Source organism: Streptomyces tardus, from assembly GCF_018101125.2.
Classification (GTDB): domain Bacteria; phylum Actinomycetota; class Actinomycetes; order Streptomycetales; family Streptomycetaceae; genus Streptomyces; species Streptomyces tardus.
In genome coordinates this window covers 52985-77129 of sequence record NZ_JAELVF020000003.1, presented here as the reverse complement: position 1 = coordinate 77129, position 24145 = coordinate 52985, and the positions used below count along the sequence as shown (strand labels likewise).

Here is a 24145-nt window from a genome sequence, read left to right as displayed (position 1 = left end):
GCGCGGCGCAGGCCGCGCCGTCCGCCCTCAGCTGCAGCCGCTGGTGGAGCCGCAGCCTTCGCAGAGGTAGCAGCTGCCGGCGCGGCGCATCTTGGTACCGCAGGAGAAGCACAGCGGCGCGTCGGCGCTGAGGCCCAGTTGCATCTCTGCCAGCTCGGTCGAGTTGTGTGCCGCCCCGGTGGATGCGGGGGGCGTGGTGGGCTGCCCGGTGCTCTGCGGCGCCTCGGCGGCGGGGTGGGGCAGGCTGTCCGCCTCCAGCACCTCGTCCGGCTCGTACGAACCGGTCTCCAGGTGGCGCTCGCGCTCGGCCGCGGAGTGGATTCCCAGCGCCGAACGCGTCTCGAACGGCAGGAAGTCCAGAGCGAGTCGACGGAAGATGTAGTCGACGATCGACTGCGCCATCCGGACGTCCGGGTCGTCGGTCATACCCGCCGGCTCGAAGCGCATGTTGGTGAACTTCGAGACGTAGGTCTCCAGCGGAACGCCGTACTGCAGGCCGACCGAGACGGCGATCGAGAAGGCGTCCATCATGCCCGCGAGGGTCGAGCCCTGCTTGGACATCTTCAGGAAGACCTCGCCCAACCCGTCGTCCGGGTAGGAGTTGGCCGTCATGTACCCCTCGGCGCCACCCACGGTGAACGAGGTGGTGATGCCGGGGCGGCCCTTGGGCAGCCGACGGCGCACCGGGCGGTACTCGACGATCTTCTCCGGCTTGGCCTGCTCGGCACCGCCCCCGTCGGACGCGGCGTCCTCCGTCTTGGTGTCCTTGGACTTGGCGGAGAGCGGCTGGCCGACCTTGCTGTTCTCGACGTACACGGCGAGGGCCTTGGTGCCGAGCTTCCACCCCTGGAGGTAGATCTCCTCGACGTCCTCGACGGTGCTGGAGCTCGGCATGTTGACCGTCTTGCTGATCGCGCCGCTCAGGAAGGGCTGTGCGGCGGCCATCATCCGCACGTGCCCCATCGGGGAGATGGAGCGCTCGCCCATGGCGCAGTCGAAGACGCTGTAGTGCTCGGTCTTCAGGCCCGGTGCGTCGACGACGTTCCCGTGGTCGGCGATGTGCGCCACGATCGCCTCGACCTGCTCGTCCTGGTATCCGAGGCGCTTGAGCGCCTTGGGGACCGTGTTGTTGACGATCTGCATGGAGCCGCCGCCGACGAGCTTCTTGAACTTGACCAGCGCGAGGTCCGGCTCGACGCCGGTGGTGTCGCAGTCCATCATCAGGCCGATGGTGCCGGTCGGGGCGAGCACGCTGGCCTGGGCGTTGCGGTAGCCGCTCTTGCGGCCGAGCCGCAACACGTCCTGCCATGCCTCGCTCGCCGCGGCCCAGACGGGCGTGTCGAGGTCGTCGACGCGGGTGGCGGCGTCGTTGGCGTCGGAGTGCTGCTTCATGACGCGCTTGTGCGCGTCCGCGTTGCGCGCGTAGCCCTCGTAGGGGCCCACGATGGCGGCGAGCTCCGCGGACCGGCGGTAGGAGGTGCCGGTCATCAGTGAGGTGATCGCTCCCGCGAGGCCGCGGCCTCCGTGGGAGTCGTACGCGTGGCCGGTGGCCATCAGCAGCGCGCCGAGGTTGGCGTACCCGATGCCCAACTGCCGGAAGTCGCGGGTGGTTTCACCGATCTTCTCGGTCGGGAAGTCCGCGAAGCAGATCGAGATGTCCATCGCGGTGATGACGAGCTCGACAACCTTGGCGAAGCGCTCGGCGTCGAAGGACTGGTTGCCCTCCTCGTCTGCGCGCAGGAACTTCATCAGGTTCAGCGAGGCCAGGTTGCACGAGGAGTTGTCCAGGTGCATGTACTCGCTGCACGGGTTGGAGGCGGTGATGCGACCGGACTCCGGAGAGGTGTGCCAGTGGTTGATGGTGTCGTCGTACTGGATGCCGGGGTCGGCGCAGACGTGGGCGGCCTCGGCCATCTTGCGGAACAGCGCCCGGGCGTCGACCTCTTCCAGTGGCTCGCCCGTCATGCGTCCGCGCAGGGAGAACTTCGAGCCTGCTTCGACGGCCTTCATGAAGGCGTCGTTGACCCGGACCGAGTTGTTGGCGTTCTGGTACTGGACGGAGGTGATGTCGTCCCCGCCGAGGTCCATGTCGAAGCCCGCGTCGCGCAGGGCGCGGATCTTCTCCTCCTCCTTGACCTTCGTCTCGATGAAGGCCTCGATGTCCGGGTGGTCGACGTCGAGCACGACCATCTTGGCTGCCCTGCGGGTCGCGCCACCGGACTTGATGGTGCCGGCGGAGGCGTCCGCGCCGCGCATGAAGGAGACCGGGCCGGAGGCGTTGCCGCCGGAGGAGAGCAGCTCCTTGGAGGAGCGGATGCGGGAGAGGTTCAGGCCTGCGCCGGAGCCGCCCTTGAAGATCATCCCCTCTTCCTTGTACCAGTCGAGGATCGACTCCATGGAGTCGTCGACGGAGAGGATGAAACAGGCCGACACCTGCTGGGGCTGCCGGGTGCCGACGTTGAACCAGACCGGGGAGTTGAAGGCGAAGATCTGGTGCAGCACCGCGTACGCGAGCTCGTGCTCGAAGATCTCCGCGTCCGCCGGAGAGGCGAAGTAGCCGTTCTCCTCACCGGACTTGCGGTAGGTCGTCACCACACGGTCGATGAGCTGGCGCAGGCTCGTCTCGCGCTGCGGGGTGCCGACCGCGCCTCGGAAGTACTTGCTGGTCACGATGTTGGCGGCGTTCACCGACCAGGACTCGGGGAACTCGACGCCCCGCTGCTCGAAGTTGACCGAGCCGTCCCGCCAGTTGGTCATGACGACGTCGCGCCGCTCCCAGACCACCTCGTCGTACGGGTGCACACCGGGAGTGGTGTGGATGCGCTCCACGCGCAGCCCCTTGCTCGCCTTGCCGCCCTTGGTACGGGGACTCCGTGCCGGGCCGCTCGTCGTCTCGGTCATTCCGCCTCCCTGTGCAGGCATAACGCCCTGTGTGCCCCGGAACTTCCCGGATCACGGTTTGTTTCTGATGTGGGCGGGGCCGCTCAGTGGCCCCGGACTGCGCCGCGCGTACGGCGCAGTCAGTCCGCGGTCGCCGGACGGGCCGGGCGCGCGGCACTCGCGGCAGGGGCTCCGTCGCCCCCGCCGGTGGTCGGGGCCGGGCTCTCGTCGTGCCCTGCCCTCAGCTCCTCGATCGCCGCCTCGAAGTCCTCCAGCGAGTCGAACGCCCGGTAAACGGACGCGAATCGGAGGTAGGCGACCACGTCCAGCTCACGCAGCGGGCCGAGTATGGCCAGCCCGACGTCGTGAGTGGACAGCTCGGCACTGCCGGTGCCGCGCACGGCCTCCTCGACCCGCTGGCCGAGCTGGGCCAGTGCGTCCTCGGTGACCGGGCGCCCCTGACAGGCTTTGCGCACACCGACGATGACCTTGTCGCGACTGAACGGCTCGGTGACCCCGCTGCGCTTGATCACGGTGAGTGAGGCGTTCTCCAGCGTGGTGAAACGGCGGGCGCAGTGCGGGCACTGGCGGCGACGCCGGATCGCGGTGCCGTCATCGGCGGTCCTGCTGTCCACCACGCGGCTGTCGGGGTGCCTGCAGAAGGGGCAGTGCATGGCTTCCCCCCTCCTTTCTCACCCTCGCCGGCGCAGCATGACGTGACAGCTCCCCGCTGAACGAACAGCGGGATGGAACGTGCCCCCAGCATAGGCGATCCCCACCTCCAGATGGAGCAGGGGACCACTACTTCTGGTGGCTCGCGCCAATCTAACCACTAGATCTGGGGTCGGAACCCAGGAGACACGCCCGGCGTGTCGCAACCTCGCAAGCCCGCCACACGGCCCGGAGGAGGCTATCGCGGCACCGGCACCACCCCTCCCGGGGTCAGCAGCGAGCCCCCGTCGCCGAGGAGCGGCGAGCGACGCACGCGAACTCGGCCCCGCCGGAGCCCCCGCCCCCAACACCCGCACAGGGACGGCGACATACACCCTCTCCCGCTTCGAGGACCACCGAAACGACACATTTCACTCGAACGTGTGTTTGGCGCAACCTTTCGAAAGCAACTACCGTTGCGACTAGGGAGAACCGCTTGAGAAGGGGCCGACGTGACCACGACCGCAGACAGTGCCAGCATCGCCGCGCAGCAGCGTTCCGGCAGGGACCATCGCGACCTCCCGGAGCACTTTACGGGTGAGGATTCCACCGACGGCGACGAGGGCGCTCCGCCTCCCCGGCCCGGCCGCTCGCTGCCCGGCCGACCGCCGGGGATTCGCGCGGACAGCTCAGGGCTGACGGACCGGCAGCGCCGCGTCATCGAGGTCATCCGCGATTCGGTGCAGCGCCGCGGATACCCCCCGTCCATGCGCGAGATCGGCCAGGCGGTCGGGCTGTCCAGCACCTCCTCCGTGGCGCACCAGCTCATGGCCCTGGAGCGCAAGGGCTTCCTGCGGCGCGACCCCCACCGTCCGCGGGCGTACGAGGTGCGCGGCTCGGACACCCCGGCCAGCGCCCAGACCACGGACACCACGGGCAAGCCGGCCGCCTCCTACGTACCGCTGGTGGGCAGGATCGCCGCGGGCGGCCCGATTCTGGCGGAGGAGTCCGTCGAGGACGTCTTCCCGCTCCCCCGTCAACTCGTCGGCGACGGCGAGCTGTTCGTTCTGAAGGTCGTGGGCGACTCCATGATCGAGGCGGCCATCTGCGACGGCGACTGGGTCACCGTCCGCCGCCAGCCGGTCGCGGAGAACGGCGACATCGTCGCAGCCATGCTGGACGGCGAGGCGACGGTCAAGCGTTTCAAGCGCGAGGACGGCCATGTCTGGCTGCTCCCGCAGAACGCCGCCTACCAGCCGATCCCCGGCGACGAAGCCACCATCCTCGGCAAGGTGGTCGCAGTGATGCGCCGCGTCTGACGGCGACGCGCGGTCGCGGCGTCCTCCTCTCCCTGAGCGGCGCCGCGCACCCCCGTACTCCGCCTGCGCGGCCGGGCACACAGCGGATGCCGTGCGTCCGTCGTCACCCCGCACCGGACCCCGAGACCTCTGCGCCGGCTCGGGGTCCGTCGCTGTGCGCGGGCGGCCCGGGCTCCGCCGCGGGCGGCGCGCTCCGCTCAGCCCGTGGCGGCCGTGCGTGCGGACTCGTCGATCGCAGCGAGCGAGCGGCGCACCTGGTTGCGGTCCGTGGTGTACCAGAAGTCCGGCATGGACGCCCGCAGAAAGCTCCCGTACCGCGCCTTCGCGAGCCTCGGATCCAGCACCGCTACCACCCCGCGGTCCCCCGAGGCGCGGATGAGTCGGCCGGCGCCCTGCGCCATCAGCAGAGCCGCGTGGGTCGCGGCGACCGCCATGAAGCCGTTCCCCCCGCCCTCCTCCACCGCCTTCTGGCGCGCGGCCATCAACGGGTCGTCCGGGCGCGGGAACGGGACCCGGTCCATCACGACCAACTGGCAGCCCGCGCCGGGCACATCGACTCCCTGCCACAGCGACAGAGTGCCGAAGAGACAGGTGCGGTCGTCCTCGGCGAAGCGACGGATCAGCTCACCGAGCGTCTCCTCCCCCTGGAGGAGCACCGGTACGTCGAGCCGGCCGCGCAGATCCTCCGCGGCGAGCTGTGCGGCGCGCATCGAGGAGAACAGCCCGAGGGTGCGTCCCCCCGCGGCCTCCACCAGCTCGGACAGCTCGGAGAGCATGTCGGTGCGGCTGCCCTCGCGGCCGGGCGTCGCGAGGTGCTGCGCGACGTAGAGAATGCCCTGCTTCCGGTAGTCGAACGGCGAACCGACGTCCAGACCGCGCCAGTCGGGCAGGTCCTCGCTCTGCCTGCCCTCCGGGCCGAGGCCGAGGGAAGCGCCCACGCCGTTGAAGTCGCCGCCGAGCTTGAGCGTGGCGGAGGTGAGGATCACCGTGCGCTCGGTGAACAGCTTCTCGCGCAGCAGGCCCGACACGGACAGCGGCGCCACCCGCAGCGACGCGCCGAACCGGTCGTGGCGCTCGTACCAGATCACGTCGTACTCGGAGGCGGCGACGACCCGCTCGGCGACGGTGTGGACGTTCTCCACCGAGGCGAGAGCCTGCTTGCGCACCGCGTCCTCGTCGGTGACGGATCGGTCGCGGGTGTTCCCGAGTGCGGTGATGCAGGTGCGCGCGGCGTCCCGGAGGGCCATCAGCACCTGGGCGAGGTCCTCGGGAACGGTCTCCAGGCGTCCGGGCAGGGCGAGTTCCATCTGGCGCTCGAAGCCCTCGGCCGCCGTCTGGAGCTGGTCGGCCGCCTTCTCGTCGATCAGCTTCGCGGCCCGGCGCACCGCTCGGTTGACCGCTCCCGGAGTGAGCTCGCCCGTCGCGACACCGGTGACCCGGGACACCAGCTCGTGCGCCTCGTCGACAATCAGCAGGTCGTGGTCGGGGAGGATCGGCGCCCCCTCGATCGCGTCGATCGCGAGCAGCGCGTGGTTGGTGACGACGACCTCGGCGAGCTTGGCGCGCTCCCGGGCGGCCTCGGCGAAACAGTCGGCGCCGTACGCGCACTTGGAGGCGCCCAGGCATTCGCGCGAGGCGACGGAGACCTGCGACCAGGCCCGGTCGGAGACCCCGGGGCGCAGATCGTCCCGGTCGCCGTTCTCGGTGTCGTCGGACCAGTCGCGGATGCGCAGCAGATCCTGACCGAGCTTGCTGGTCGGACCTCCCTGCGGCTGCGACGCCGCCTCGAGCGGGTCGAAGAGGCTGTCCTCGTCCTCCTTGGGCACGCCCTCGTGGAGCCTGTGCAAGCAGAGGTAGTTGGATCTTCCCTTGAGCATGGCGAACTCGGCGCGACGGCCCAGCAGCGGCTCCAGCGCCTCGACCGTACGCGGCAGATCGCGCTCCACCAGCTGGCGCTGCAGCGCCAGCGTCGCCGTCGCGACCACCACCCGCTCCGTCTGCGCGAGCGCGGGGACCAGGTAGCCCAGCGACTTGCCGGTCCCGGTGCCGGCCTGCACCAGCCGGTGACTGCCGTCCTCGACGGCCTGTGCGACCGCCTCCGCCATGGCGACCTGGCCCGGTCGCTCAGTGCCTTTGACCGCGTGGACCGCGGCCTGGAGAAGTGCGGTCAGATCCGGGCCGCCTGCTGCTGTGCTCATAGGGCCGTCAGCTTACGCGGGACCTCTGACAACAGCCGCCGTACGGCGATTCCGCCGGGGCACGGGCAGGCAGGGCAGGGCAGGGCGACGGTCACAGCCGGTCGCGGTGGGCGCGGTCGTGCACCATGATCGCGGCCCGTTTGCCCGGCAGATACGCCTCGGCACCGAACCGGAAGCCCGCGCCCAGAAAGGCCGCCACCGACGGGGTGTTGGTGATGTCCGGCTCCGCCAGCACACGTCGGCAGGTGGGCCGGTGGTCGAGCACCAGCGCGGCGACGGTGCGCAGCAGCGCGGTGCCCAGGCCTCTGCCGCGCCGTTCCGCGGGCCCGACCAGCAGATGGACGCCGGTGTCGTGCGGCTGGACCGGGAAACTGCGGGCGAGCGGGTCGAGATCCGCGCGGTAGAGCTCCCAGTAGCTCATGGGCACCCCGTCCAGCAGGCCGAGGCAGGGGACGCTGCGCCCGTCGCCCGAGAGTTGCGGCGCGAGGTGCTCCCGTACGCGCTCCTCGTCACCTGCCAGCTCCCAGTAGCGGGCGACGGCGGGGTCGTTCATCCACTCCGTGAGGAGGCCGAGATCGCGTTCCAGGCGGACCGGAGCGAGTTGGAAGGCGGCACCCTCGCCGAGCGTGGTGGGCGGCCAGCTGTGCACGGAGTCGAGGAGATCGGTGGGGTCGGCCAGCAGCGGTGCCCGGCGCGGCGCGGGCTGCGCGTCGGCGGTCGACTCGCCGTGCGCAGCGAGGAGTTCGGGCGGGAGCTCGACCTCCAGCGTGTCGTCCTCGCTGGGGTCGGGCGGCAGTTCGGCGGCGGGCGCGGGGTCGGAGGCAGTCATCGGTCGTCGTCGTTCAGCCGCGACGGGCCAGCGGGTTGGCGATGGTGACGTAGACGGACTGGGTGTCCACCGGCCCGACCAGTTCGTCGAGCCCGTGCAGTCTGGTGAGGAGGTTGGCCTTGCAGCGCAGCTCGGGCGAGTCCAGGAGCAGGACGGGCAGCGGCGAGGCGGCCCCGGCGGGGCCTGCTGCGTCCGCGTGCGTCGCCAGGAAACTGCGGGCGGCGGCGAGCAGCAGCTCCTCGTCGGCCAGCTGTTCCGCGCCGAGGGCCCCGATGAGGCCGAGGATGTTGTTGACGCCCAGGTAGTAGGCGAAGCGTTCGTCGGTGACCGCGTCCTCGACGTAGCTGTCGCTGGCCGCCCCGACGCCGGGCAACCGGTGCTCCAGCGCCTCGCGGTGCGAAGTGCGCAGATAGTAGCCCTGGTTGTCCCGGTATCGCCCGCCCTGCGGCCAGCCGTCCGGGTCCAGGAGGACCAGGGTGTTCTGCTGGTGCGCCTCCAGCGCGACACCGGCCACGGCGTCCAACCACAGCACAGGGGCGACGACCGTCGACAGATAGCGCAGCAGCCACTCGGTGGCGACGGCTGGGCGGGGGCGGCCGGTGCGACGGGCGAGCGCGGCGACGGTCCGGGCCAGCGGCGAGGCCAGCTGTTCGGCGGGCGCGTCCGGCCAGGGGCGCGGCGAGGTCAACGCGGCGAGGCAGACGGGCCGTTCGCCCGGGCCGAAGGGGTAGTGGCGGATCACCGTGTCGAGGCCGGCGATCGGCTGTCCGTCGGGACCGTCCACGGCGAGCCAGGCGGGGTCGCGGACGATGTCGAAGCCGGGCCCGGCGGGGAAGGCCGCCCGCCACCGGTTGGCGAGTCCGGTGCGCAGCAGCCGGTGGATCTCCACACCGCGGTGCAGCTCCTTGCGGAGGTTCTCCCGGCGCGAGTTGGTGATCCGCAGGCCGAGCGAGAGCTTGAGCATCGCCGCGGTGCCGGGCTGGTGGACCGTGCGGACCGAGGAGGTCGGGTGCCAGTGCGCCCCGGCCGGTCCCAGGTCGAACAGCAGCCGCTCGTCCAGGAGTTGTCGCAGCTGCGGGCGGCGGAGCAGCTCCCGCGCCTGCCAAGGGTGCAGGGGCAGCGGTACGGTCTCGCCGGGAACGGCGACCCCGGGGCCGGCGAGAACGGCCGCCAACCGCGAGGCGGAGACCGTACGTCCGCGCTCGGTCCACGCGGAGTCGGCCGCCAGCAGCGAACGGTCCACGGCGAACCAGTGCAGCGGGAAGCTGCCGCGCAGCTCGGGCGCGAAGTCGCGGCTGTCGCGCTCGTCGAGGTGGTCGCGGCTCTTGGGCGCCGGGTGGAACGGATGCCCGAGCAGCAGCGACTGCTCGGCCTCCAGAAAGACCGAAGTCCCCGCGGGCGGGGCGGGTTCGGCCCGCCGGTGGCGAAGAATCCGCGCGGTCTGCCGCACGGAGTCGACGACTCGGCCGAGCAGGTCGGCGGTCTCCTCGGTGACCGCGGCCCCGGGCCCGGCGGCTTCGCGGACGAGCAGCGCGGCCAGGGTGACGGCGTCCACGGCAGCGCCCGCGGCCCGGTGCCCGGGCGACGCGCTGTCGCGCGCCCCGGGGTCGGCGCACGCCGGGTCGGCTGTCGTGGTCGCGGAGGGTGCGGGCGAGGCGGGGCGCAGCCTCGGAACACCGAAACGGTGCATCCCGGTGGCCGACCAGTGGCGTACCGGAACGATCAGTTCGGCGGCGGAGGCGGACAGTTCGACCCGGAGATCGGGGTACGGACAGCCCTGAGACGGCGCGGGAGCGAGCGCGCGTTCGCGCACCCAGCAGCGGAGCAGGTTCTCCGCGGTGGCGGCGTCGGCGGCGGCGAAGGGGTCGGCGGACTCCCTCGGGTCGGCAGGCTCCACGGAGCGCGGCGGCGCTGGCGAACGCGGCGGCTCTGGCAAACGCTGCGGCTCTCCGGGTTCACACAGGCCGCTAGGCGCCGCGGTCGACGAGCCGTACGGGCCGCAGGGTTCGGTGTCCGGAGTCAGCGGCTCGGTACGGCGCGGGCCGGGCAGCGGCGGGGCGTCACCTGCGGTGCGCCGCTCGCCTGTCGGCGGCGGGAGCAGCAGGCCCGTGTCCGCGCCCGGTTCCTGCGAGCCGCTCAGTGGGTTCACCGATTCCTCCCTTGCCGCGCGGGCGCGCCTCGGCCGGCGGCCCGACCGATACAACGACGCCGTACGCCGGTGAACACGGTTTTCGCGAAGGTTGGTTCACGGATTCACACGGTCGCGGCGCGACCCGGAATGCCTGGTTCCGGAAGACCGGGAGGTGCTGGTCGGCGGCGGTTCCGCCACGCGTTGCGCCGGGTTGGGAACCAAGGACCCGATGGCCGCCGTCGTAGGCGGCACCGGCATAGTGGGGGTCGCCTCCGCTCCGGCGAGGTCCATGACAAGAGGAAAGCAAGTTGATCCACTTCAGGGGGAGTTCATCCATGTCAGCTACCCGCACGGGGACGCGTCGTCGCTCGACGCTGGCCGCGGCAGCGGTCGTCGCGGCGCTCGCACTGACCGCCACGGCCTGTGGACCGGAGGACGAGAGCGACGCCAAGCCGTCCGAGTCCTCGCCCGCGGAGAACGACAAGAGCGGCGACGGCAAGGACACCGTCGGCCTGCCGGAGAACCTTCCGTTCGACCTGGATGACCTGAAGGACTGGAAGGACGGGGCCTGGAAGGACTGGGACCCGGACGGCTGGCTCGGCGACGCCAAGGCCTTCATCAACCCGATCATCGAGGACCTCTGGGACCGCGAGCGGATGGGCGACGCCGAGGAGCCCGACCGCGGCATCGACGAGGACGAGATCGAGGACGAGCCCGCGGGCGACGGTTCCAGCGAGGACGAGGGCGTGACCGACCCGACCCCCTCCGCCGTGCCGGCCAAGCAGGTGCCGACCTCGTACACCCAGAGCGCCCCTGCGCACGGCAAGGTCTTCTTCGACTCGCCGCAGGGCCAGATGGTCTGCTCGGCGACCGCGGTCAAGGACCCCAAGAACCCCGGCAAGTCCAACCTCGTCGCCACCGCGGGCCACTGCGTGCACGGCGGCAAGGGCAAGGGCTGGTTCCGCAACGTCGTCTTCGTGCCGAGCTACAACTCCAAGGGCGTCGCCGGTCCGCAGCTGGAGACCGCGCCCAAGGCCGATGTGACGCCGCACGGCGTCTGGTGGGCCGACAAGGCCGTCACCACCGACCACTGGCGCGGCAACGGTGCCGACAGCGGGGGCCGGGGCGCCGCCCAGGACTTCGCCGTCCTGGACGTCAAGCCGGAGAAGGGCAGCACCAACACCAAATCGCTCGAGGAGACGATCGGCGCGGCGGTGAAGGTCAACTTCGGTTTGCCGAAGGTGACTTCGATGAAGGACCTGACTGCTCGCGGCTACCCCGCGGCCAAGCCGTTCGACGGCGCCCGGATGTTCAGCTGCACCGACAAGCCGAGCCGGGTCACCATCGACCCGAACGAGCCGACCATGTACCGCATCGGCTGCACCATGACCGGCGGTTCCTCCGGCGGCGGCTGGGTCTCCGAGGGCCCGGACGGCGAGGACGAGCTGTACTCGGTGACCTCCATCGGCCCGCTGACCGCCACCTGGCTCGCCGCACCCCGACTGGGCGCGGACGCCAAGAAGGTGTTCGACCAGCTCGCCAAGTGATCGCGGGCGGGGCGGGTCCGAGGCGGACCCGCCCCGCCGTCGTCCCCCAACCGACAGAGAACAAGACCGGCCAGGAGATTCCAGACGATGCCTTCCATACGCAGGTCCTCGCGCAGGCGTCCGGCGCTCGCCGCGGCGGCCGTCGTGGCGGCGCTCGCCGTCACGGCCACCGCCTGCGGCCCCGGTGACGACGAGGCCGGTTCCTCCCCCGACGCGTCCAGCAGCGCGGGTTCGGACACTTCGCAGGGCAAGGGCGGCGACGAGTTCGACCTGAACCTGCCCAAGGACCTGCCCACTTCGCTCCAGGACCTGGAGAAGTGGAAGGACGGCGGCTGGGAGAACTGGGACAAGAAGGACTGGCTGCGCGACGCCGCCGACTTCGTCAACCCCTACATCAAGGACCTGTGGAAGCCGGACCGGATGCAGGACGCCCAGGACGCCACCAAGGACGTCACCGAGGAAGAGGTCGCCGCTGCGTCCGGCCCGCAGGACGACCCCGAACCGCGTCCGGTGCAGGCCTCGAAGGTCAAGACGCCGTACCACAAGCACGCGGCGCCGGTCGGCAAGCTCTTCTTCGACTCCCCCGAGGGCCCCTCGGTGTGCTCCGGCACCGTCGTGAAGGACCCGCGCAACCCGGGCAAGTCCAACCTCGTCGCCACCGCCGGCCACTGCGTCCACGGCGGCAAGGGCAAGGGCTGGTACCGGAACATCGTGTTCGTGCCCTCCTACAACGACCTCGGCCGCCCGGCGAACCAGGTGGGCAGCGGCTCGGCGCACGAGGTGTACCCGTACAAGCAGTGGTGGGCGACCTGGGCGCAGACCACCGGCTACTGGATCGACCGCGGTGACGGTGTCGACGGCGCCCGTGGCGCGAGCCAGGACTTCGCGGTGGTCCAGGTCAAGGCCGAGGACGGCTCCGCCAAATCGGTCGAGGAGACGGTGGGCGCCGCGTTGGAGATCAACTTCAACGCCCCCACGCCCAAGCAGCAGACCGGGCTGACCTCCTACGGCTACCCGGCCGCCCCGCCGTACGACGGTGCGCTAATGCACCGCTGCACCGCCCGTCCGGGACAGCTGACCACCGACCCGAGCCAGCCGGCGCTGTACCGCATCGGCTGCACCATGACCGGCGGCACCTCGGGCGGCGGCATCCTCGCCAACGGCGACGGCGGCAAGGCCCAGCTGGTCTCGGTCAACTCCATCGGGCCGCGTCCCGCGACCTGGCTGGCCGGGCCGTACCTCGGCACCGAGGCCAAGGGCGTCTTCGACGCGATCAGCAAGCGGCACGCGGGCAAGAACTGACGCGGCAGATCGCCAACGGCGAACGTCCCGGTGCTCCGTGCGGAGTGCCGGGACGTTCGCCTGTTGTACGGGCAGCGCACCGTACGCGGCGCGAGGCGGCGTACCCGGTGGTGGAGCGAGGCGTGCGGCGAGTGCGGTGCCGGAGGGGTCAGTGCGTCAGGGCCAACGGACTGCGCTCGGTGCTGCTGCCGGGAACGGGTGCGGAGATGTCACTGCCCAGTTCGACGATGCGGTTGTCGGTGTCGACATGGACCACCCGGGGCTCGTGCGCCCTGGCCTCGGCGTCTTCCATCTGCCCGTAGCTGATCAGGATGACCAGGTCACCGGGGTGGACCAGATGGGCCGCGGCGCCGTTGATACCGATGACGCCGGAGCCGCGCTCGCCCTTGATGGTGTAGGTCTCCAGACGGGCGCCGTTGGTGATGTCGACGATGTGGACGAGCTCGCCGGGCAACAGATCCGCGGCGTCGAGCAGGTCCGCGTCCACGGTGACCGAACCCACGTAGTTCAGGTTCGCCTCGGTGACCGTCGCACGGTGGATCTTCGACTTGAACATGGTGCGCAGCATCGAGGTACTCCTGGACGTAGGCTCCCTGCCTGCTTTTTGCAGGTCAAGTGCGGTTTCCTTACCCTACAACGAGTCGCATGTTCGGGCAGTTTTCCCAGGTTTTTCAGGACCCATGCTGACCGTTTGCTGACTTTTTTGACGCTTCGTCAGGTAAATACAGGAGAGCTTCGCCCACCCTTGGACCCACCGCGACGACTGCACAAGCTTACGCAGCAGCCCCCGAAGCGCGTCCGTGATCGTTGTCACTCTGGCAGGCCTGGGCGGCGGTCAGGAGCCACTGCAGTTGGCTGGCCGCCTGCCACGCTCCGCCGCGGCAGCCAAGCCCAGGCACCTCGTTCCGCCTGAAAGGAGGAGGCTCCCACGGCTAGGCCGTGTTTTAGAAGTCGCGGGCGGCCAGCCATTTGGTGAGGTCGCCCGCGATCCGGTCACGATGGTTCTCGATGGCGATGTCGTGCTCGCGGCAGGTGGTGTCGTGGCGGACGATCTCGAATCCGTCCTCGTCTAGGACGGAGACAGAGGCGAACCAGGCTGGCTCGTCCTCGTCGGGCTGGATGACGATGAAGGTGTTGTCGCTGTCGTTCAGATCGCTGATCAGCATGAATAGGGCATCCTCGGACGGGTCGTCGACGTGGTCGCCGTTCTCGCTGTCGGCGCAGTAGTGCCCGGCGGCCACAGGTCCTCCCCATGTGCGTGCTGATCGAACCGGTGGCCAGGATGGCACGGCCGGACGACCAGCCGATGGGTCACAGCCACTGGTGGATCGCCGCGATCTGCACGGTGGCCTCGAAGCGGACCGCCAGCTTGTCGTAACGCGTCGCCACCGCCCGGTGTTGCTTGAGCCGGCTGATCCCGCACTCGACCGCATGTCGGGCCTTGTAGTCCTCCCGATCGAAGGCCGGTGGCCTGCCGCCCACACGGCCTCGACGCTTGCGGTGGCGGATCTGATCGGCCGGCTCGGCGATGGTGCACCGGATCCCGCGTCTGCGCAGGTAGGCACGATTCGCGCGAGACGAGTACGCCTTGTCACCCCGCACCCGCAGTGGCCTGCGCCTGGGGCGCCCGCCACCGACCTTGGGCACCCCAATCGCTTCGAGGACCGGTTCGAACTGCGGGCTGTCACCCCGCTGTCCTGCCGTGACCAGCAGCGACAGCGGCTTCTGGCCCTGCTCGCAGGCCAGATGAATCTTCGTGCTGAACCCGCCCCTGGACCGTCCCAGGCCGTGATCGTCCGGCTCTTGGCCGACCCCGCCGGGCGGCTCCTTCTGCCCGACCCCGTCTCGGCGGGCACCAGCGGCGTGCTGATGAGCCCGGCAGACCGTGGAGTCGACGTTCACCTCCCACGTGACCAGCCCGGCCGCATCGGCCCGCGCCTGGAGCGAGGCCAGCAGCCGAACCCACACACCCTCGCGTTGCCACCGGCGGAAGAGCCCATACACGGTCTGCCAGGGTCCGTACTCGCCCGGCAGATCACGCCAGGGAACACCGGTCCGCACCCGCCACCGCACCCCGTCGATCAAACGCCGACGGTTCTGCGGCCGACGACCCAACCTCACCGCCGGCAACAACGGCTCCAGCACCGACCACTGCTCATCAGAAAGATCCCCTCGCCCCACACCATGATCATCACGCCGCAAGGCAAGACCCGGAGACCAGTTCTAAAACACGGCCTAATCGAGGTACCTGAGTGCGCGGCAACACAGCAGCCGATCGCCGGTCGGTCCCGACCAACGTTTCTCATGACCATGGCTACAACTCGTCCGGTGACTCCTGGCGGTGACACAGGGCGAGTGTCAATGACGTTTGGAATTCAGCCAGGGCAGAGCGCGAACCGATGCCGCGATCAGGCCCCAGCCTGCCGCAAGGAGCAGTTTTGCCCCTGGACCCGCAGTCGCACCCCGAAGCGACCCGCACTGACATCAACGCGTCGCGCAGGCACCGAAGCGTCGAGCCTGTCCTGATGGACACAGCTGAGGTTGCTGCGACACTCAACATGTCCACGAGCCGGGTCTACGGGGAGGCATCGAAATTGGGCTTGAAGTGCTACAAGCTCGGTCGAGGCAGGAACGCCAAGGTCCTGTACAAGAGGGCCGAAGTCTTCAAGTGGCTGGAGCAGCAGAAGATCCACTAGACGCCGACTCGGTTCCCCTGCTTTGCCGCCCGCACAAACCTCCGCCGCGAGGCGCGGGGTCGACAGTTCCAGGGCGGGGTCATTCCCGTCCTGGAGCGGACCATCCCCGCAGGCGCAGGGTCGACGGCGGGCGGCCCGCCGGGTGTGGGCGTGCCTCCGGACCATCCCCGCAGGCGCGGGGTCGACCAGGCCCGTGTTCGCGCTCCCTCGGCACTGGTAGCCACCGGGGAGGCGCTGCGCGCCCACCGGCCCCCTGCCTTGAGGCCGCTACCACCACCCGAACCCCGCGAATGGACTCAACTCCGCACCACGGAAGGGTACTTGCGCTGCGTCCCGGCCGATCTGGCCCTCGGGTACATTCACGCGGTCATCTCCTCCTTGAGGAGCCTCACCTGTTCCCCGGCAGTATCGGATACCTCCGGCAACGTGTGCCGGGAAACGCGGACGATTCGCTGCAGTTGGTGGGGCCGCCGCTGGCGCGCGGCTTCGGCCGCTGCAGAGCGCAAGGAGTGGGCGGCTCCGCTACGATCGCCCGCCACCAGCTGGACTTGGCCAACCGTTACCGCTTCGATCACTCGCCATTGAGGCGCCGCAGTGGTCGAAGCCGGCGGGCCGAGCAGGCCAACTGCGGCGACGGTGCGGCCGGTAGAGATCAGGCCGCGCAGGCGGATTTCGTAGAGCGCGGCCGGGTTGACAAGCGAGGTGTGGTTGACGGTGTCGACGAGAGCCTCTGCCTCGCTGATCGCCGTGTCGAACAGCTGGCTGTCGCCGAGTTCGCCTGCTGCGCGTACGAGCAGCGGCAGTACGGCTGCGCGGGCTCGCGGGTCGGATGCAAGTGCGGCGGCCTGGCGGAGACGATGTACCGCGGCCCAGTGCAGGCCGGCTTTGCGCAGTTCGTTGCCGTGCATTCGCAGGGCGTAGCTGGTGAACGTGGGGTCCTCGGTGAACCGGGCCAGGCGGACGGCCTTGGCTGTCCAGTGCGCGGCGGTTGGCAGCCGCTCTTCAGGGAGGACGTTGCCCAGAGCGACACCGAGGCCGACGCGTGCGCGGGCGAGCAGGCGCACGACTTCGCGTTCGGCGTGACCGTCTGCGATGCGCGCTTCCCATCTCGCGACCAGCGGCCAGAGTTCGGCCACCGCGTCAGCAGCGTGACCGTTCTGCCGAGCGATGTCGGCGAGCCGGATCGTGGAGGCACCGAACTGGACCATCGCTCGGTGGTCGCTGTCCGCGGGGTCGGTGATTCCCAGAACGTGCGGTGGCAGACGCAGCCGAACAGCGATGTGGCGGCGAGAGGCGAGGTCGTCGAGTCGTCGCCGACCCCGCTCGACAAGCGAGATGTAGGTCTTGTCGTAGCCCAGCGCTTCACCGAGTTGGGACTGCGCCAGGTCGTGGACAGACAACATTCCGGGTGACGGGGGCAGCAGGGGCGTCCTCGTCCTGTCGGGCATCTCCGCGGCGGGCAAGTCGACCGTCGCACAGGCTCTGGCCGAGCGGTTGGACCGGTCTGTTCACGTGCGCGGCGACTTCTTCCGCCGCATGATCGTCAACGGCCAGGTCAACATGACCGCCGACCCGGAGCCGGAGGCCCTGGAGCAGCTGCGCCTGAGGCACCGGCTGGCAGCGGCGTCCGCCGACGCGTACTGCCAGGCGGGCTTCACCGCGATCATCCAGGACATCCTGCTCGGCGAGCACCTCCAGGAGATCACCGAGACGATCAAGAGCCGGCCGCTGGCCGTGGGCGTGCTCGCTCCCAGCCCCGACGCCGTGCTGGCGCGGGAGGAGAAGCGCGCCAAGACCGGGTACGGCCCGGACTGGCAGCCCAAGGGCCTCGAGACGGTGCTGCGCGGAAGCACCCCGGAGGTCGGCCTCTGGCTGGACACCTCCGACCAGACCGTGGACGAGATCCTCAAGCGGGCCTGGACCGAGAGCGCCGTTTCCTGAACGACTCCGCAAGCAGTTCGGCAGCCCGGAGGCTTACGCCCCGGGCCGTATCGACCTCGGCCTCGGCCGCGCGCCCGGCACCGACGGCGCGACGGCCGCCGCCCTGCGCCGCACCGAGCGGCTACGCGAGGGCGCGGACGACTTCCCTCGGCAGCTCGCCGAGTTGACGCACTTCCTCGACGACGACTTCCCGGCCGGCCACCGCTACCACCGCATCCACGCCATCCCCGGCCTCGTGCAGGGGAGTTCGCCCGGCGGCGTCCAGTCGCCCGACCGGCCGCAGATCTGGCTGCTCGGCTCCAGCGGCTTCAACGCCCGCCTCGCCGGGGCGCTCGGGGTGCCGTTCTCCTTCGCGCACCACTTCTCGGCGCAGAACACGATCCCGGCCCTCGACCTGTACCGCGAGTCCTTCCGCCCCTCGGCGGTCCTCGACCGCCCGTACACGAAGATCGGTGTCGCCGCGCTCGCCGCCGAGGACGAGCGCGAGGCCCGCCGCCAGGTCATGACCGGAATGCTGTCCACGATCCGCCTCCGCCGTGGCGACCCCGGCCTCGTCACCACCCCCGAGGAGGCCGAGTCCTACCCGTACACGGACCACGAACTCGCCTTCGCCGAAGGCTGGTTGGCGAACGTCGTGCACGGCACCCCCGACCGGGTGCGCGACGGGTTCGACGAGCTGGCCAAGTGCACCGGCGCCGACGAGGTCATGCTGACCGCCAACGCCCACAGCGCCTCCGCTCCTACGAACTCCTCGCCGACGCCTACGACTTCCCCCGGCTCCCCGCGACCCCTGAGCGGAGAGCGCCGAACGACGTCTTCCCGACCCCGCCGTACAGCACCCCTCGGCCCGCACGGACGGGACGGACGGCGAACAGGGCAGTCGGTGCGGCTCCCGGCGCCGTGCGGACCCGCACGAGGCGGACGGGTGGACGCGGTGCGCAGGGATTTCAATCGTTGAATTCTGCACAGCATTTCACCGCTCCGAGGGAATGCGCGGAGCGGCGGTGACATGAAGTTGCCGCATCGGTGGATCGGCGTGAATGGGCAATGGCATTAAGTGGCCCGTGTGCGAGTCGCGGGCGTTGATGGAACCTGCTCTCACAGGGTCTGAGCTGTCCGTATTCGCTGTCCGTATTCGCTGTCCGTATTCGCTTCCCGTAGTGCCGTTCAGGACTTTATGGGTGACCCTCCTCGGCGGTGCGGAGGGAATCCCGCATTCCGGATGCGGTGGTTCAAATGAATCGAAGCGATCTTGTCCGCCCGTTGACGGCGTGACAGGGTGAGTCTGCGGATGAGGATTCCGTGAATCGATCGAAAAAGGTTATTCCATGCAGAATGAAATGGAATTCGTCGCCGAGTACGAGGCTCCGCTCTTCGAGGAGATGGGCGACTTCCAGGAGGAGACCGGCCTGTGGCCGTTCGGCCCCTCCGCCGACCACTTCGCCCCGGGCTTCATCTGAGGACACGGCGACCCGAATCGCTTCGTGACACCCCCTGGGGGCGCTGGGAAGTCGCGCCCCCAGGGGTACGGAAGGTCCGCAAGAACCGAGGTGAAGATGCTGAAGGCCGGTGTCCCGTTCTTCGTCGCCCTGCCCGACACGGAGGCGGGTCGCGCTGTCGCGCGTCATCCGCTCCTGCAGGACCCGGAGTTGGAGGTCCACACCCACAGCTCGGGGCGACCGTGGCTCATCACCCGCCCGCTGGAAGGGCGACTGCGCATCCTGCGAGCGGGCACGTCCGCCGTGGCCGTCGCCGGTCTCCACGAGGAGGACGCCGGACGGCTGGAACGGGCCCTGCGCAGGCTCCCCGACCGGGACGCCTTCGTCGCGGACGTCTCGCGCCTCGCGGGCGACTTCCACGTGATCGCCGCACACGGCGCGGAGCTGCTGGTGCGCGGGACCGCGTACGGCGTGCGGGCGGTCCACTACACCGAGCTGGAAGGCTGTGTCGTGGTGTCCGACCGGGCGCGCGTACTCGCCGAGCTCACCGGTGCGGACCTGGACGAGGGCGTGTTCGCGACGCATCTGATGGGGGCGTGGACGCACGCGCTGTTCCGGCGGCCGCTGTGGAAGGGCGTACGGGCCGTGCCGTCCGGGCGGTATCTGGCGGTGTCGAGCGGCCGCCCGGTCACGCGGCAGTGGCATCGTGTACCCGAGCCCGAGGTGCCGCTGGCGGAAGGTGCGCGTCGGCTGCGGGAAGAGCTGCTGACCGCAGTGGGCCTGCGCGTCGCGGGCGGTGGAACGGTCAGTGCGGACATGTCCGGCGGTCTCGACTCCACCTCGATCGCCTTCGCCGCTGCACAACTCATGGGCGACAGAGGCGAGTTGATCCTCACCAGCGGCGGTGACAGCGAGGACAGCGAGGACCTGTACTGGGCCCGGCGCGCCGCCAAGCACCTGCCGCACGTCGAGCACGACGTCTTCCACGGCCGCGAACTGCCGCTGTTCTACGAAGGGTTGCTGGATCCGGACGACGCCTTCGACTTCCCCGCCAACGTGCCCGTCTGCCGGGAGCGGGCAGGTGCGGTGCACCGCCGGATGGCGGCCAGGGGTTCCCGGCTGCACCTGAGCGGCATGGGCGGTGACCAGCTCTTCCTCGGACTGCCCGGCCACTACCACGACCTGGTGCTGCGCAGCCCGCTGGAGGCGCTGCACCGACTCCGCGGCTATCGCGTCATGTTCTCCTGGCGCCGGCGGGACGTGCTGCGCGCGCTGCTGGACCGCAGGTCGTACGCCGAGGCGCTGCGCACCTCCCTGCCGGACCCGGGCACGGGGACCGAACTTCTCGGCGTCGACCGTCTCGCCTGGTTCTTCAAGCCCCCCTGCCCGCCGTGGATGACCGAGCACGCCCGCGAGCTGGTCGCCGACGAACTCCGCGCCGCCGCGGCCACCGCCGAGCCTCTCCACCCGTGCCGGGGGCGGCACATGGAGCTCAGTTGCCTGCTCCTGAGCAGCAAACTACTGAACGCGACCGAGGACATGGCGCTGCGGATGGGCATCCGGATCGAGACGCCGTACGCGGACGACCGGGTGATCGACGCCGCGCTGTCCGTGCGGATACCGGACCGGGCGACCCCGTACGCGTACAAGCAGCTGATCGCGGAGGCGATGCGGGGCATCCTGCCGCGTGAGCTGGCCGAACGCCGCACCAAACTGTCCGGAGGGCAGGCGAACGAACGCGGGCTGCGCCACCACCGCTCGGCCATCGCCGCGCTCTGGGACGGCTCGGAGCTCGCCGCCCGCGGCCTGGCCGACGAGACGGTGCTGCAGCGGATGAGCCGCAACCCCAACTCCCGTGAATTCGGCGGCCAGACGCCGGAAGTCGCGCTGAACCTGGAAGCGTGGCTGCGCAGCACCGCCCCCGTCGCCGAGGGCAGGCAGCGCGCCACGCAGAGAGCGAGCAAGTGATGAACGCCGTACTGCCCGAGCACGTCGTGCTGAGCGAGACCGACTACGGGGCCGTTCTGCTGGACCAGCGGCGCAACACCTACTTCCAGCTCAACCCCACCGCCGTGCTCGTGCTGCGCACGGTCCTGGACGGCGGTAGCGAAGAGGACGCCGTCCGGCGCGTGACCGAGACCTTCCCGGTGGCGGAGGAACGCGCCGCCGGCGACGTGGCCGCCCTGCTGGAGCGGATGCGGGCGGCGGAGGTGCTGCAGGCGTGAGTTTCCAGGTGATGATTCCGTGGGAGCAGCGCAACCGCCGCCGCACCCTGCGGGACCGGATCGCGACCCGGCTCGCGCTGACCGCAGGCTACGTCCTGGCCAGGCAGCCGGCGCGGCGGCTGCGGCGGATCATGGAACGCCTCAGCCGGGGTGCGCGCCCGGCGACCAGGGCGGAGACGCAGGCGGCAGTGGACTCGGTGCTGTCGGCGAGCCTGCCGATGCACGGACTGAAGGCCTGCCTGCCGCGGTCGGTGTCGGTGGCGCTGCGCTGCCGGTTGCGCGGTACGTGGCCGACCTGGTGCACCGGCGTCTCCCGCTCGCTGCCGCCGGCGGCACACGCCTGGGTAGAGGCCGACGGCGAGCCGGTCGGCGAGGGCGACGGCGACCGCGGCGAGTTCGCGTTCGTCAAGATGCTCGTCGTCGCCCCGCGCGACGAGCGGACCTACGGGACGGCGCGTACCCGTAGCTGAGCCGCCTGCCCCTCCCCCGGGAGGGGCAGGCGCGCGGGCGCCGCTCGTCGTACGAGCACCGGGGCGTACGGGGTGCCCGACTCTCGCCTGCCGGGACGCCTGCTTGCGTACGCCCGACCGCGTCAGCCGGCCGCCCCGAGCGCGGCGGCCCCGCACCGGTCCGCGGTGAACGAGGCGGTCCCCACCCGCGCCCTCGCCGCGACGAGCGTGCTCGGCGGCGCGGTGGGCGCCGCGCTGCTGCTGACGCTGCCGTCGTCCTCCTTCGAGGCCGCCGTCCCGTGGCTGCTGGCCTTAGCCACCCTGCTGCTCGCCCTCGGCGACCGGCTGCCCCGGCTGCTGCACGCCGTACGGGGGCGGCCGCTCCGGATGGGCCAACGCGCCGTACCGGCCGCCCAGTTCGCCCTCGGCGTCTACGGCGGGTACTTCGGCGGAGCCGTAGGCATTCTCATGCTGTCCTGTGGAGCGTCGGCCTCGGGCTCGACACCGCCGCGGGCAACGCCGCGCGGCTCGTCCAGCTCGCGGCGATCTATCTCAGTGCCTCGACGCTCTTCCTCCTCGCCCTCGGAGCCCAGGGCGACGTACACGGAGACGGGTGTGCCCGGCGCCGGTGAGGACGCGGGTGGCGTGCGGCAGGACCAGGCCGACGAACCCGATCGCGCCTGCACAGCTGACCAGGACGGCCGTGAGCAGTGCGGTCACGCAGAGGAGGACCACGCGGGTACGGGCGACGCGGACGCCGAGTCCGGCGGCGGCCTCCTCACCGAAGGCGAACGCGTCCAGCGTGCGGGCGTGCCCCAGGCAGACAACGAGGACCACGGCAAGCACGACCGTGCAGAGCAGTACCTGTTCCCAGTCGGCCCCGGTGAGCGAGCCGAGCAGCCAGAACAGCACGCCCCGGGTGGTCTCCGCGTCCGCCGAGGTCAGGACGGTGAACGAGGTCAGCGCGGAGAACAGCTGCATGACCGCGACCCCGGACAGGACGACACGGTCGGTGCTGCCGCCGAGGGCGTGGCTGAGCGCCAGCACCAGGGCGAAGGAGAGCAGCGCGCCGAGGAAGGCGCCCGCCGACAGGGACACCACTCCCCCGCCCACACCGAGCACCACCACGGCGACCGCTCCGGTGGACGCCCCGGAGGAGACTCCGAGAACGAAGGGGTCGGCGAGCGGGTTGCGCAGCAGCGACTGCATGACCGCACCGCACACGGCGAGTCCGGCTCCGCACACAGCGGCCAGCAGGGTGCGGGGCATGCGCAGATCCCAGACGATGCCGTCGCGCAGAGGCGCCAGCGTGCTCTCGCCGAGGCCGAGGTGGGCCGCGACGGAGGCCCAGACGTCTCCGGTGGAGATGTCGGCTGGGCCGATCGTCACCGCCACGGCGATCGACGCGAACAGCGCGACCAGGCCGCCGCTCGTCAACACCAGAGGGCGGGCACTCACTTGACGAGCCCGAAGTCGCGCAGACCGGCTGCGACCTTCTCGATCCCCTCGACGGTGCGGATGGAGGGGTTCATCGCCTGCCCGCTCAGCAGGACGTACCGCTTCTTCTGCACTGCGGTCAGGTTGCGGGTGGCGGGGTTGGTCTCCAGGAAGCGGATCTTGGCGGCGGCGGTCTCCGCCGTCTGCTGCTTGCGGGTCAGATCGCCGATCACGATCACATCGGGGTCGCGGTCGGCGACCGTCTCCCAGCCGACCTGGGGCCATTCGTCGTGGGTGTCGGCGAAGGCGCTCTTCGCGCCGACCGCACGGGTGACGGCGCCCGGTGCGCCGCAGCAGCCGGCGAGGTAGGGCGACTGGGAGTTGGCGAACCAGTACATGAGCGAGACGTCGGAGGAATCGAGCCCGGCGGTGGCCGTGCTGACTCGCTTCTTCAGGGACGCGACCAGCTTCTCGCCCCGCGCCTTCACACCGAACGCCCGTGACAGGTCACGTATTTCGCCGTACACGACATCGAGAGTGAGCGGCTCGCTGCGCGATCCGTCGCCGCCGCTGTCGTTGTCCTTGCCCAAGCAGTCGGACGGTGAGACATACGTAGGCACGCCCAGCCTCTCGAACTGAGCGCGGGTGGCGACCCCGCCCTTGCCCAGGGTGGAGAGGAACGAGGCGGTGACGAGGTCGGGTTCGGCGTCCAGGGTCTTCTCGAAGGAGGGCGCGTTGTCGGCGAGGCGCGGTACGGACGCGTTCGCCTTCTCCAGCCCCTCCAGCACCGGGTCGGTCCAAGTGGCCGTACCGGCAACGCGGTCGGCGAGGCCGAGAGAGAACAGGATCTCGGTGGTGCCCTGGTTGAGGGACACGGTCCGCTTCGGGGCGGACTCCAGGGTGACCTTGTGGCCGCAGTTGTCGAGGGTCAACGGGTAACCAGCGGCTGAGGTCCCCTCGGACTTCGCGTCACCCGCGTCGGAGGAGCCGCACGCGGTGATCAGCAGGGCGGACGCGACGAGCAGCGCCGGGGTACGGAGGAGAGCGGGAGCACAGAGCACGGCATGCCTCTGGGGTCGGGGCTCATACGCGGAGCCTGGC

20 protein-coding genes and 2 pseudogenes are annotated in these 24145 nt (G+C 70.6%); 11 read left to right on the top strand and 11 right to left on the bottom strand.

Translation table 11 applies throughout. The features are described from left to right. Positions 1-27 precede the first annotated feature (27 nt). Positions 28-2901, bottom strand: coding sequence for a vitamin B12-dependent ribonucleotide reductase (locus tag JGS22_RS22385; RefSeq protein ID WP_211038935.1), 2874 nt, complete (start codon positions 2899-2901; stop codon positions 28-30). Positions 2902-3020: 119 nt separating this feature from the next. Beyond that, positions 3021-3554, bottom strand: a complete 534-nt coding sequence (nrdR, locus tag JGS22_RS22380; protein WP_211038936.1) for a transcriptional regulator NrdR — start codon at positions 3552-3554, stop codon at positions 3021-3023. Positions 3555-4043: 489 nt separating this feature from the next. Between nrdR and lexA the strand changes: the two genes are divergently transcribed. Then, entirely contained in the window at positions 4044-4850 is an 807-nt protein-coding gene (gene lexA, locus JGS22_RS22375) for a transcriptional repressor LexA (RefSeq protein WP_211038937.1), read from the top strand. Positions 4851-5047: 197 nt separating this feature from the next. On the opposite strand, the gene JGS22_RS22370 is transcribed toward lexA, so the two are convergent. The 3 genes from JGS22_RS22370 to JGS22_RS22360 all read right to left on the bottom strand — a co-directional run bounded on the left by JGS22_RS22370 (position 5048) and on the right by JGS22_RS22360 (position 10026). Next, complete coding sequence (locus tag JGS22_RS22370; RefSeq protein WP_211038938.1) at positions 5048-7048, bottom strand: ATP-dependent DNA helicase; 2001 nt, start codon at positions 7046-7048, stop codon at positions 5048-5050. Positions 7049-7139: 91 nt separating this feature from the next. Further along, positions 7140-7877 (bottom strand): GNAT family N-acetyltransferase, encoded by a 738-nt coding sequence (locus JGS22_RS22365; RefSeq protein WP_211042729.1) that lies wholly within the window; start codon positions 7875-7877, stop codon positions 7140-7142. A 13-nt stretch (positions 7878-7890) separates the two neighbouring features. Further along, positions 7891-10026, bottom strand: a complete 2136-nt coding sequence (locus tag JGS22_RS22360) for an IucA/IucC family protein (RefSeq protein WP_443742861.1) — start codon at positions 10024-10026, stop codon at positions 7891-7893. A gap of 317 nt (positions 10027-10343) precedes the next feature. Between JGS22_RS22360 and JGS22_RS22355 the strand changes: the two genes are divergently transcribed. Further along, positions 10344-11555 (top strand): trypsin-like serine peptidase, encoded by a 1212-nt coding sequence (locus JGS22_RS22355; protein WP_211042731.1) that lies wholly within the window; start codon positions 10344-10346, stop codon positions 11553-11555. Between the two features lie 87 nt (positions 11556-11642). Continuing rightward, positions 11643-12857: a trypsin-like serine peptidase gene (locus JGS22_RS22350; protein WP_211042733.1), complete on the top strand. Its 1215-nt coding sequence runs from the start codon at positions 11643-11645 to the stop codon at positions 12855-12857. A gap of 148 nt (positions 12858-13005) precedes the next feature. Here the strand turns inward: JGS22_RS22350 and panD are convergent, their stop codons facing one another. The 3 genes from panD to JGS22_RS22335 all read right to left on the bottom strand — a co-directional run bounded on the left by panD (position 13006) and on the right by JGS22_RS22335 (position 15038). Further along, positions 13006-13425 (bottom strand): aspartate 1-decarboxylase, encoded by a 420-nt coding sequence (panD, locus tag JGS22_RS22345; protein ID WP_211042735.1) that lies wholly within the window; start codon positions 13423-13425, stop codon positions 13006-13008. A 376-nt stretch (positions 13426-13801) separates the two neighbouring features. Next, positions 13802-14098, bottom strand: a complete 297-nt coding sequence (locus JGS22_RS22340; RefSeq protein WP_211043812.1) for a hypothetical protein — start codon at positions 14096-14098, stop codon at positions 13802-13804. 70 nt (positions 14099-14168) lie between these two features. Beyond that, positions 14169-15038, bottom strand: coding sequence for an IS5 family transposase (locus JGS22_RS22335; protein ID WP_211043814.1), 870 nt, complete (start codon positions 15036-15038; stop codon positions 14169-14171). A gap of 377 nt (positions 15039-15415) precedes the next feature. Here JGS22_RS22335 and JGS22_RS26545 point away from each other — a divergent pair, with 377 nt between their 5' ends. After that, on the top strand, positions 15416-15553 hold the full coding sequence (locus JGS22_RS26545) for a hypothetical protein (RefSeq protein ID WP_236074285.1): 138 nt from the start codon (positions 15416-15418) through the stop codon (positions 15551-15553). Between the two features lie 359 nt (positions 15554-15912). On the opposite strand, the gene JGS22_RS22325 is transcribed toward JGS22_RS26545, so the two are convergent. Next, positions 15913-16956: an XRE family transcriptional regulator gene (locus JGS22_RS22325; RefSeq protein ID WP_216815116.1), complete on the bottom strand. Its 1044-nt coding sequence runs from the start codon at positions 16954-16956 to the stop codon at positions 15913-15915. Between JGS22_RS22325 and JGS22_RS22320 the strand changes: the two genes are divergently transcribed. The 7 genes and pseudogenes from JGS22_RS22320 to JGS22_RS27175 form a co-directional block, all read left to right on the top strand. Continuing rightward, on the top strand, positions 16955-17494 hold the full coding sequence (locus tag JGS22_RS22320) for an AAA family ATPase (RefSeq protein ID WP_211040107.1): 540 nt from the start codon (positions 16955-16957) through the stop codon (positions 17492-17494). The two genes, JGS22_RS22325 and JGS22_RS22320, sit on opposite strands and share 2 nt — an antisense overlap. Positions 17495-17504: 10 nt before the next feature. Next, a pseudogene (locus tag JGS22_RS22315) lies at positions 17505-18268 on the top strand (MsnO8 family LLM class oxidoreductase); the annotation flags it as partial. A 554-nt stretch (positions 18269-18822) separates the two neighbouring features. After that, complete coding sequence (locus JGS22_RS22310; RefSeq protein ID WP_211040087.1) at positions 18823-18954, top strand: lasso RiPP family leader peptide-containing protein; 132 nt, start codon at positions 18823-18825, stop codon at positions 18952-18954. 96 nt (positions 18955-19050) lie between these two features. Beyond that, positions 19051-20901: an asparagine synthase-related protein gene (locus JGS22_RS22305; RefSeq protein WP_236074298.1), complete on the top strand. Its 1851-nt coding sequence runs from the start codon at positions 19051-19053 to the stop codon at positions 20899-20901. Next, entirely contained in the window at positions 20901-21158 is a 258-nt protein-coding gene (locus JGS22_RS22300) for a lasso peptide biosynthesis PqqD family chaperone (protein WP_211040089.1), read from the top strand. The genes JGS22_RS22305 and JGS22_RS22300 overlap by 1 nt, the downstream gene beginning before the upstream one ends. Next, positions 21155-21628, top strand: a complete 474-nt coding sequence (locus JGS22_RS22295) for a lasso peptide biosynthesis B2 protein (RefSeq protein ID WP_308405842.1) — start codon at positions 21155-21157, stop codon at positions 21626-21628. Before JGS22_RS22300 ends, JGS22_RS22295 begins: the two co-directional genes overlap by 4 nt. Positions 21629-21700: 72 nt before the next feature. After that, positions 21701-22027, top strand: a pseudogene (locus JGS22_RS27175) (hypothetical protein); the annotation flags it as partial. Positions 22028-22159: 132 nt separating this feature from the next. On the opposite strand, the gene JGS22_RS22285 reads toward JGS22_RS27175, so the two are convergent. Together JGS22_RS22285 and JGS22_RS22280 are read right to left on the bottom strand one after the other, a co-directional pair. Beyond that, complete coding sequence (locus tag JGS22_RS22285) at positions 22160-23065, bottom strand: FecCD family ABC transporter permease (RefSeq protein ID WP_308405841.1); 906 nt, start codon at positions 23063-23065, stop codon at positions 22160-22162. Continuing rightward, the gene (locus JGS22_RS22280) at positions 23062-24105 is read right to left on the bottom strand and encodes an ABC transporter substrate-binding protein (protein ID WP_211040090.1); all 1044 of its coding nucleotides are present in this window, start codon (positions 24103-24105) and stop codon (positions 23062-23064) included. The genes JGS22_RS22285 and JGS22_RS22280 overlap by 4 nt, the downstream gene beginning before the upstream one ends. Positions 24106-24145 lie beyond the last annotated feature (40 nt).

Coding starts and splice junctions, on each gene's coding strand:
- JGS22_RS22385 (WP_211038935.1), bottom strand. CDS start 2,901: ATGACCGAGACGACGAGCGGCCCGGCACGGAGTCCCCGTACCAAGGGC.
- nrdR (WP_211038936.1), bottom strand. CDS start 3,554: ATGCACTGCCCCTTCTGCAGGCACCCCGACAGCCGCGTGGTGGACAGC.
- JGS22_RS22370 (WP_211038938.1), bottom strand. CDS start 7,048: ATGAGCACAGCAGCAGGCGGCCCGGATCTGACCGCACTTCTCCAGGCC.
- JGS22_RS22365 (WP_211042729.1), bottom strand. CDS start 7,877: ATGACTGCCTCCGACCCCGCGCCCGCCGCCGAACTGCCGCCCGACCCC.
- JGS22_RS22355 (WP_211042731.1), top strand. CDS start 10,344: ATGTCAGCTACCCGCACGGGGACGCGTCGTCGCTCGACGCTGGCCGCG.
- JGS22_RS22350 (WP_211042733.1), top strand. CDS start 11,643: ATGCCTTCCATACGCAGGTCCTCGCGCAGGCGTCCGGCGCTCGCCGCG.
- panD (WP_211042735.1), bottom strand. CDS start 13,425: ATGCTGCGCACCATGTTCAAGTCGAAGATCCACCGTGCGACGGTCACC.
- JGS22_RS26545 (WP_236074285.1), top strand. CDS start 15,416: ATGTCCACGAGCCGGGTCTACGGGGAGGCATCGAAATTGGGCTTGAAG.
- JGS22_RS22325 (WP_216815116.1), bottom strand. CDS start 16,956: ATGTTGTCTGTCCACGACCTGGCGCAGTCCCAACTCGGTGAAGCGCTG.
- JGS22_RS22310 (WP_211040087.1), top strand. CDS start 18,823: ATGCAGAATGAAATGGAATTCGTCGCCGAGTACGAGGCTCCGCTCTTC.
- JGS22_RS22305 (WP_236074298.1), top strand. CDS start 19,051: ATGCTGAAGGCCGGTGTCCCGTTCTTCGTCGCCCTGCCCGACACGGAG.
- JGS22_RS22300 (WP_211040089.1), top strand. CDS start 20,901: ATGAACGCCGTACTGCCCGAGCACGTCGTGCTGAGCGAGACCGACTAC.